5 protein-coding genes and 2 pseudogenes are annotated in these 4,662 nt (G+C 69.4%); all 7 read right to left on the bottom strand.

The window, feature by feature from the left end:
* Nucleotides 1-389 precede the first annotated feature (389 nt).
* Nucleotides 390-707, bottom strand: a complete 318-nt coding sequence (locus tag ACFXHB_RS44360; protein WP_380582856.1) for a hypothetical protein — start codon at nucleotides 705-707, stop codon at nucleotides 390-392.
* Nucleotides 708-733: 26 nt separating this feature from the next.
* Nucleotides 734-1,144 (bottom strand): hypothetical protein, encoded by a 411-nt coding sequence (locus tag ACFXHB_RS44355; RefSeq protein WP_380582858.1) that lies wholly within the window; start codon nucleotides 1,142-1,144, stop codon nucleotides 734-736.
* Nucleotides 1,145-1,165: 21 nt separating this feature from the next.
* A pseudogene (locus ACFXHB_RS44350) lies at nucleotides 1,166-1,534 on the bottom strand (DUF4279 domain-containing protein); the annotation flags it as partial.
* Nucleotides 1,535-1,653: 119 nt separating this feature from the next.
* Nucleotides 1,654-1,983 (bottom strand): hypothetical protein, encoded by a 330-nt coding sequence (locus tag ACFXHB_RS44345; RefSeq protein WP_380582854.1) that lies wholly within the window; start codon nucleotides 1,981-1,983, stop codon nucleotides 1,654-1,656.
* A gap of 98 nt (nucleotides 1,984-2,081) precedes the next feature.
* Nucleotides 2,082-2,789, bottom strand: coding sequence for a hypothetical protein (locus tag ACFXHB_RS44340; protein WP_380582852.1), 708 nt, complete (start codon nucleotides 2,787-2,789; stop codon nucleotides 2,082-2,084).
* A gap of 1,264 nt (nucleotides 2,790-4,053) precedes the next feature.
* Nucleotides 4,054-4,335, bottom strand: a pseudogene (locus tag ACFXHB_RS44335) (helix-turn-helix domain-containing protein); the annotation flags it as partial.
* A 39-nt stretch (nucleotides 4,336-4,374) separates the two neighbouring features.
* On the bottom strand, nucleotides 4,375-4,662 hold a 288-nt coding region (locus ACFXHB_RS44330; protein WP_380582850.1), incomplete at its 5' end, for an integrase.

The raw sequence follows: 4,662 nt of genomic DNA, 5'->3' as shown, positions 1-4,662 counted from the left end.
GCCACCCGATGCGCTGCCTACCAGCGCCCGTTAAGACGGGCCAGTGGTGCACACAAGTCCGTACGCACTGGAGCACTTAGATCAGTACGCGGACATCAGGTGTTTCACCAACCTGCCGAGACACGATTCGGGCCTCCGTGGGTGTCGGCTCGCGGAACGTCGGATCGTGGAATGAAGCGGGACATATGACGAAGACCGGGTCGCTGAAGACCAGCTCCAGGCCGTGGTGGTAAGACAGGTCGTGGCCGGCGCCCAGCCGCAGTCGACCGGCGTTCCAGCTGACAACGTCCCAGTCCCACCAGGACCCATCTGGAAGGTGGATCACAAAGCTGCCCCCCAAATCGAACGAGCGGGCAGGCTACACGGCGCCCACCCCGAATTGCCGGACGCTACCCAGCCTTGGCCTTTCCGAGCTCGACTGCCAGTGCGGCCATCTCCCGCAAGCGCTCGTAGTACTCGATCGCGCCGCCCTCATCACCGATCGACGGAACGACCATTTCGAGGGCCCCAAGGCACCTGAGGAGGATGCTGCGGCGCTTCTCATCAAGGGGCCCCGACAGTGACGAGGAGACACAGCCAACGGTGTCCGCGTCCAGCAGCACCATGTCCTGGCCCTCGATGTCCTGACCACGAAGGTGGGCCGGGAACCTCGCGCGCATGTGCTCGTCCCACAGTCGTGAGAGGAGGTCCAGTTTCGGTTCGTTCATGTTCGAGATCATGCACCAGACGCCAGTCAGCCGAGCCGTCTGAGGGTGTGCTGGAGCTCTCCGGCCTCCAGCAGCCCGACGATCACATCCACCATTCCCGCGATGCCTGGGGAACGGACGATCAGGCCGTCAGAGCATGAGAAGTACCTGCCACCCAGGGCCTCTCCGGTGCCGTCCCACCGATTCATCAGCCGGCCGACTTCGTCGACGGTCAGGATCGTCGCGCCCCACCGTGATCCGTCAGGGAGGAGGACTTCGGCATCGGTGGTGCAGACCTCGTCCAGGTCCTCGTGCGGATCCGGGAGGAACCGGATCTCGAAGTCGTCGGTGCGGACCCGATAGAAGGGGCCGTCCCATCCTGCGTCGGCGTCGGGCCGGCCAGGATCCTCGGCCGCGCCGTCGGGGTTGGCGTAGTCATCGGGTGCCTGCGGGTACAGGTCCAGCGCGATGTCGAGGCCGAGGTCTGCGGCCTCTCGAAGGAGCGCGGAGGGGAGAGCGCATCCGCCCTGGCCGTTCTCGCTTCCGAAGCCGAGGAACAGCTCCAGCTTGCAGTCGGCGGCCAGGCTCGCCAATTCGTCGTGCTTGCCGACCAGGCGGCGGAGGAGTTCGGCGACGTGCTCCTCTGGCCATCGGTCGTTGTCCAGGTCACTCCTGAGAATCCAGACGGCGGCCTCACGCCGACGGCTGAGTGGGTTCCGTGGACTTGAGAGGCTTCCCCGCTCGTACTCGTGATCAGGGGTGATCCCCAGTCGCACCGAGATCTCACTCGCGCGGACAGTCCAGCTCGTGATCCGCAGGGATCCAGCCGACCACTTCGAGCCCGGCATCGGTGACAGCTCTATCGGTTCGTCAGACACGGCGACACCATGACAGGTCACCCGCGCACCTGGCCAGCAGGTTTCTCTGGAGCTGCTGTGCCTCACGTGCCTCAGACAGCGATCTTCAGCTAGATTGCTGTACTGCCACTGGCTTTCCGTGAGTCTCCGGAACCAGCAGTGCAGATAACGCGGATGTCGCATTCCCCGGAGATCTTGATCCAGTGCGGGAACCTCTCACGCGAATAGCCCTCCATGGAGTGCGGCGCCTCGACGACCAGCTCGTCGAGCTCGGCCCGGACGACCTGGGCGGGCGGCGGTTCGGGGAGGTCACGGCGCGCGGAGAGCGTGCCAGTGGCCGGTGCGGTGGTCGCGGCGGCGGGAGCCGCCGCCGGCAGAAGGACAGCGGCGAGCGCGGCCAGAACGGTGACGCTGCGGCGCCACCCGGCAGTGGTGATCATGGGACCACGTCTACCGGCGGCCGGGCGGTGAAGGGCGGTTGGTCACCCGGTCGGCGGCGCGCCCTGATCGGAGTTGACGCAGGTTGCGAGCCCGGTGCTCAGTTCACCGCATTGTCACAGCGGCGGGCTTTGAGGTAGGCGGTCCAGTCGGTGGCGGCGCGGCGGCGCCACTGCTGGGCGGTGATGACATGGAGGCCGAGCATGGGCGCGAGGATCGCGGGCGGAATGTCCTGGGCGAGTTGGACCAGCGCGGTGGTGCGGCCCGGACGGATGGGGATGTGGTGGGCGGCGAGGCGCCGGGACAGGGCGGAGGCGGAGATGTGCTGGCCGGGCCGGACACCGGGGAAGAGCCAGCAGCGGGGCGAGTTGGCAGCCCACCCACCGGGTGGTGCCTGATCGACGACGTCGGCCAGGAGCCGGGCGAGGGGTTCGGGCAGCCGGATCGGGGTGCGGTCGAGAAGGAGCACCGCGTGGCCGTCGACCGTGCGCAGCGCGTCGGCGGGAAGGGCGGCGATGCGGGTGGCGTGCTGGCCGAACAGGAGCAGAAGTGCTCCGGCGGCGCGGACCTCCAGAGGCAGGGTCGTGTCGGTGAGGCACTGCTGGAGGAGTTCCCAGTGGGAGTCCTCGTCGAGGCCTTCGGGGGCGGCCTTGGTCCGGTGGGGAACGAGGAGGGGCCGGCTGTGGCCGCGGCGGGCGGCCCAGACGGCGAAGTCGCGGACCTCGTAGCGGGTGCCGGGGTTGCCGGTGAGCCAGGAGTCGACCTCGTGCTGGGTGACGTTGGCGAGCGCGAGGCCTTGCTCGTCCATGGCGGTGAGGAACGCGGCGGCGAGTTGATCCGGGTGTAGGCCCAGCGGATGCGGTGCTCGAACCCGGCGCGACGGTGTGCAGCCCTGCGCGCCCGGGGCAGCAGCGACCAGCGGACGTACGGGTGTAGGAGCAGGGCGTGCTCGGGGTGGCGCTCCACCACCTGGGCGAGGTGGCGCTCGATTCGGGCACCGAGTTCGTCGTGTTCGGGTAGGGCCTGGTAGGTAACGAGGACACCGCGCAGGTAGTCGATGGTCTGCGTGTCGCCGCGGTCCCCTGCTCGGGCCAGGGTGTCCAGATCGTCGTGGGTCAGCGGCTGGCCGGTGGTGGCGAGGCCGGCCAGGAGCCGGGAGGAGTGGGAGTTGCGGATCCAGTTCAGTGCTGTCCTGGGCTGCTCGCACTCGGCCAGGGCCGTGCGCATCCGCGCGTACTGGTTGTCCGGCGCGGTAGCGGCTGTGCCGAGGACGGCGTCGAGTTCGTCGTGGAGGGTGCAGCGGTCGCAGAACCCGCGGACCATGTAGGAACGCGGGTTCGCGCAGCGCGGGCACGCGTACGGGTCGCCGTGTCCCGCGCACGGACCGCAGACCCGGAGGCCGTCCTTACGGGCGATCAGCACCCGCACGCTCTGGCAGGCCGGGCAGGTGCCGGGATGCGTGCGGGCACCGCGGTAGCAGGGCATACAGACCGGGCCTAGCGGCCAGCGGGCGCAGACCACAGCGTTCGTCGCACAGAGCGCGCACGGTGCGAGCGGGCGCGGTCGGCAGCCTGAACACGGTTCCATGGGCGCGGGCTTGCCGCACGACGAGCACGACCTGGACGCTGACACCAGGGCTCGCTGGCACCTCGCGCACCGCTGATGGGAGGGCCGGGGCCTGGTCTCGCCGCACACGCTGCAGGGTCCGACGTTGCCGCGGGCGGCGAGAACCCCCTCACACCCGAGGCAGACCCGCCCGCCGGGCACCGTCCGCCGCAGCGGCCGCACACGTCCGCAGCGCAGACAGGCCGGAGCCTTCACCCCGGTGATTCCCGCGCCGGCCAGGGACGTGATCAGCGCCTGGACCGAACGCGGCGCGTCGGAGGCTCCGCTGACCAGGGCGTCGGGATACCGGCGGAGGTGGTCGCGGATCCGAGTCCGGGCGGCCGGCGTCATCTCGGCGACGACCCCTGCCGCGTCCCCGGCTGGCAGCTCGGGGAGGAACGCGGTGATGCGGTCGGCGAGTTCCACCCACTCAGGCGGCGGGGCCGCCCGGCCGACCACAGGCCCTCCGGGCGCCGAACGCGCACCCGCCTCGCCGGCGGTGCGACGGCCGGACCATCGACATCGCCCGACGCGGTCGGTTTCGCGACCTGCCGACGAACCTCCCGAACCTGGATGAGGTCCGCCGGCGAGCAGTCCAGGATCCCGCACAGCGCGGCGAGCGTGTCCATCGACAGCCGCTGCGGAGGCTGCGTGACCAGCCGGAACACCTGCTCGCGCGACAGGTGCACACCGTAGTCTGCGAGCAGCGGCACCAGGTCCGTCGTCTGGAACATGTCCCGCTCGGCCATCAGCCGACGCAGATTCCACTCGAACCCCCATCCTCTTCATCACCGCGGCCCCAGCCCCTTTCCACCAGTGCGCTCCGTCCGACGCCGCAGCGACGCCTCCAACAACCGGTTGCGGTACTCGTCCGACACCCATGTGTACAAAGCCGTCGTCGACGCGTAGGTGTGGCCGACCTGCTCCTGGACGAACCGTTCCGGATACCCGAACTCGATCAGGTGCGTGATGTGGGAGTGGCTTGTGTCCGCAGAGGCCGTGTGCGGATCACTCCGTGTTGGTATGGAGCTGGCGAGTCTCGGAGCGGGCGTTTGCCGCACTGACGATGCGCCGTG

Source organism: Kitasatospora sp. NPDC059327 (assembly GCF_042752535.1).
GTDB lineage: Bacteria > Actinomycetota > Actinomycetes > Streptomycetales > Streptomycetaceae > Kitasatospora.
This window is presented reverse-complemented; position numbering and strand designations above follow the sequence as displayed.